Genomic DNA, 3,701 nt, shown 5'->3' with positions numbered 1-3,701 from the left:
CATGGATGGACGGGATCCTCAATAGCTATCCAAGGAATGTCTCCCGTCGCGGTTTCTCCGACGAGTTGCCTCAGCGGAATCTCGGCGACAAAACCGTCTAACGCCGTCGCCTCCAAGGCGTCGGCTGGATCTAAGTCTTTATCGAATAGCGACAGCAGTGGAACAGCCCGAAATTGCACCTTGTGATGGTAGTCGTCGCCCCGCAAGTCAGGGCTTCTGCAGTCTTTCCTTTGCAGGAGTTGCTCGGCCGAGAAGTGGCGAATACCGTGGGCATCGACCACTGTCAGGATAGGATACCCAGCGTTTGCTTGCTGCCCTGCCGCAAGCCAGACCATGCAGGCGAAAATCAGCTGGTCCACAGCGCTTGGCTTGCGACGCAAGCGTGACTCACGACCTGTCAGGCGGTTCACCTTTCCTCTTCCGATATCGCCGCCGGCGTTCGATCCGCGACGCCAAATAGCGTAGACAGAGAGGATGTCGCTTCTATTTCACATGCGCCTTGCTGCGTTACCGATGTAGTCAGAGGGAGCTCTGGGGCGCGCGGAGCGGCTACTTGTCGACGAACGCCTTCTCGATAACGTAATGGCCCTGCTCGCCGTGGTTGCCCTCGATCCAGCCGCGCGAGTCGAGCAGGCCGCGCACGTCGGCGAGCATGGCAGGGCTGCCGCACAGCATGAAACGATCGTCGGCGACGCTCATGTTCGGCAGGCCGATGTCCGCAAAGAGCTTGCCGGACTCCATGAGCGCCGTAATCCGGCCCTGATGGCGGAAGGGCTCGCGGGTCACGGTCGGATAGTAGATGAGCTGATCGCGCACCAGCTCGCCGATGAACTCGTCGGCCGGCAGCACCGTCTCGATGAACTCGCCGTAGGCGAGGTCCTTCGCGAAGCGCACGCCGTGCACGACCACGACCTTCTCGAAGCGCTCGTACGTCTCGGGATCCTTGATCAGCGACAGGAACGGTGCGAGTCCGGTGCCGGTCCCGAGCAGGTAGAGATGCTTCCCCGGCGCCAAATTGTCGAGGACCAGCGTCCCGGTCGGCTTGCGGCTGACCATCACGTGGTCGCCTTCCTTGAGGTGTTGGAGTCGCGAGGTGAGCGGGCCGTCCTGCACCTTGATCGAGAAGAACTCGAGCTCGTCGGCATAGTGCGCGCTGGCGACCGAATAGGCGCGCAGGACCGGCTTGCCGTCGATCGGGATGCCGATCATCGTGAACTCGCCGCTGCGGAAGCGGAACGAGGGATCGCGGGTCGTGCGGAAGGAAAACAGGCTGTCCGTCCAGTGGTGAACAGAAAGGACGCGCTCTTCGAGGTATTTGCTCATGAAACGGGTGTGTGCCCCTGCGGCTCTTCTCGCTGTTAGCTAGGGGCATTTCGCGCCGCACGCAATCCGCGTGCGGCGCATCAACAAGGATCGGAACCGTCGATCGAATAATGTTCGCGCGGCGAACGACTTCTTCCCTTCGCCGCGACAGCGATGGAAGCCGCTTCCGCCGCGGCGTCCCGCGTCAGATGCCGAGGCTGGTGTGACGCAGCAGCAGGAAGACGATCAGGATGACCACGATGAGGCCGACGATCCCGAGGCCGCCGCCGCCGTAATAGCCCGAGCGATGACCGTAATAGCCGCCACCACCGAACAGTAGAATGATGACGAGGATGATCAGAAGAAGCGACATCGCTTGGCCCTCCCGTGAGCGTGCCAGCGGCAGGGCATGTCTCCGGCCGCGAAGGGGCTACGCATAGCACGTGACGGTCGCGGTCCTGAGCCGGCGGGGGCGCCTCCGGCATCTATCCACAGGCGCCTCGGCTGCCTTTCGCTGAGTTCGCGACCGCATGGAACAAGGACGCCCGCTGCCGCGATTACGGGCGGCTGACGACACGGGCAGACGAATGGGCTGGGCAGGCACGTTGAAGCGGCAAGTCGGGGGCCTACGCCGGGCTGTGTCCGATGGCCCGCGGAGCAGCCAAGCAGGGCGCTCGCGGCGCGCGACCGGCAATCGCGATGGTCGCCGCAGCGGCTCCGCCACGGCAGGGCAGCGGCGTCCGGTCGGGACGCCGGTGCTGCCGTGGTATCTTATCGCGATCGGCGTCGCCGTTGCCGCCTCGACAAGCGCGGCCCAGAAGCGCGCCGTCGAGCTGCTGAGCGTCCCGGACCCCGACCGCACCGATCCGTTGCCGGACATCGCGCCTGGCTGGCTGAAACGCAGCCGCCGCGCTCGCTCGCTGTGGACCGTCATCAACCGGGTGCTGATGCGCTCCTCGCGGGACAACCTGACGCTCATTGCCGCCGGCATCGGCTTCTACGGCATGTTCGCGCTGTTCCCGGCGCTCGGCGCGCTCGTCTCGATTTACGGGCTGTTCGGCGACACCCATGTCGTCCAAACGCAGGTGCAGCAGCTCACCGCGCTGCTGCCGACAGAACCGGCGAACCTCATCAACGCGTCGCTCCAGGGTCTGCTCGCCAAGCCGAACTCCAGCCTGAACTCCGGCCTGGTCGTCAGCGTCGGGCTGGCCGTCTGGGGCGCGCGGGCCGGGACCTCGTCGCTCATGTCCGGGCTCAACGTCGCCATCGAACGTCCCGAGCAGCGCAACTTCCTGCACTTCCAGCTGCTCGGGCTGGGGCTGACGTTTGGCGCGATCATTTTCGCCATCATCGCGCTCACCGCCGTGGCCGTCGTGCCGATCGTCATCAACGTCCTGCCGATCGACCCGGTGCTGCAATCCTGGCTCGCCTACGCGCGCTGGCCGATCCTCGGCGTCTTCGTGCTGCTGGCGCTCGACGTAATCTACCGCTTCGCACCGAGCCGGACCCACCCGCGGTGGCATCTGCTCTCGGTCGGGACCGTGTTCGCCGGCGTCTCCTGGATCTTGGCGTCCTGGGCCTTCTCGTTCTACGTGTCGAGGTTCGGCAGCTACGACGTCACTTACGGCCCGCTCGGCGCGGTCATCGTGCTCCTCCTGTGGTTCTGGCTGTCGGCGCTGATCGTGCTGCTCGGGGCAGCGATCGATTCGGTGCGGGCCGACATGCGGCGGACAAGCTGACGCAAGGCTTCGACAAGGGCGTGCGGACGGCTTCGGCATTATTGATTCTTCAGCGTTGTCCTGTTTGCTCGCCTTCGAACCGCGCGCGTCCGACCTCGCGTGCATGCCGTGGCGGTGACGCGCCACACAAGATCCGCGCCAGGCACGAGGACGGGTAATCTAATCTTCACCGCTTGCGGTTTAGCTGCCTGCGAGAGGCGGATCATCGCGCGGCACTCTGTGGGCGGCGAGGAAGCGAGTGTCGTCGTGGAGGCGCTGGAACCGTCCGCCTTGAACGCCCCCATCGTCCTGCCGCGGGGAACGCTTGGGGCCGGCCTCGCGGCTTTAATTGTTATCGCCGTGCTGCCGGTTCTGACGACGCCGATCCCGGCCATGGTCGATTACGTCAACCACCTCGCCCGTATGTACATTTTGGCGGCCGACGGCACCAAGAACGCGTCGCCTTTCTATACCGTTGCCTGGACGCTCACGCCGAACCTCGCCATGGATCTCATCGTGCCGCGGGTCGCCTTCCTCCTCGGTATCGAGTGGGCCACGCGGCTATTCCTGCTTATCGCCCAGCTCTTGATAGTTTTGGGCGCCATGGCGGTTGAGTATGCGGCGAAGCAGCGCGTCTACCTCAGCGGTCTGTCGGCTCTTCTCTTCCTCTACAGTGTTCCT

4 protein-coding genes and 1 pseudogene are annotated in these 3,701 nt (G+C 64.6%); 2 read left to right on the top strand and 3 right to left on the bottom strand.

Annotated elements, in window-relative coordinates:
* The 3 genes from JOZ79_RS03850 to JOZ79_RS03840 form a co-directional block, all read right to left on the bottom strand.
* The coding region (locus JOZ79_RS03850) for a hypothetical protein (protein WP_294070836.1) at positions 1–359 on the bottom strand (359 nt) is incomplete at its 3' end.
* Positions 360–549: 190 nt separating this feature from the next.
* Positions 550–1,323 (bottom strand): ferredoxin--NADP reductase, encoded by a 774-nt coding sequence (locus JOZ79_RS03845; RefSeq protein ID WP_294070833.1) that lies wholly within the window; start codon positions 1,321–1,323, stop codon positions 550–552.
* A gap of 184 nt (positions 1,324–1,507) precedes the next feature.
* The gene (locus JOZ79_RS03840; RefSeq protein ID WP_294070830.1) at positions 1,508–1,675 is read right to left on the bottom strand and encodes a DUF3309 domain-containing protein; all 168 of its coding nucleotides are present in this window, start codon (positions 1,673–1,675) and stop codon (positions 1,508–1,510) included.
* A gap of 382 nt (positions 1,676–2,057) precedes the next feature.
* Between JOZ79_RS03840 and JOZ79_RS03835 the strand changes: the two genes are divergently transcribed.
* Both JOZ79_RS03835 and JOZ79_RS03830 read left to right on the top strand, forming a co-directional pair.
* Positions 2,058–3,041 (top strand): YihY/virulence factor BrkB family protein, encoded by a 984-nt coding sequence (locus tag JOZ79_RS03835; RefSeq protein WP_294070827.1) that lies wholly within the window; start codon positions 2,058–2,060, stop codon positions 3,039–3,041.
* Positions 3,042–3,260: 219 nt separating this feature from the next.
* Positions 3,261–3,701, top strand: a pseudogene (locus JOZ79_RS03830) (hypothetical protein); the annotation flags it as partial.

It is taken from the genome of Sphingomonas sp. (assembly GCF_019242355.1).
Taxonomy (GTDB): domain Bacteria; phylum Pseudomonadota; class Alphaproteobacteria; order Sphingomonadales; family Sphingomonadaceae; genus Sphingomicrobium.
Note: the sequence above shows the minus strand (reverse complement) of the source record. Positions and strands in the feature narration are given on the sequence as shown.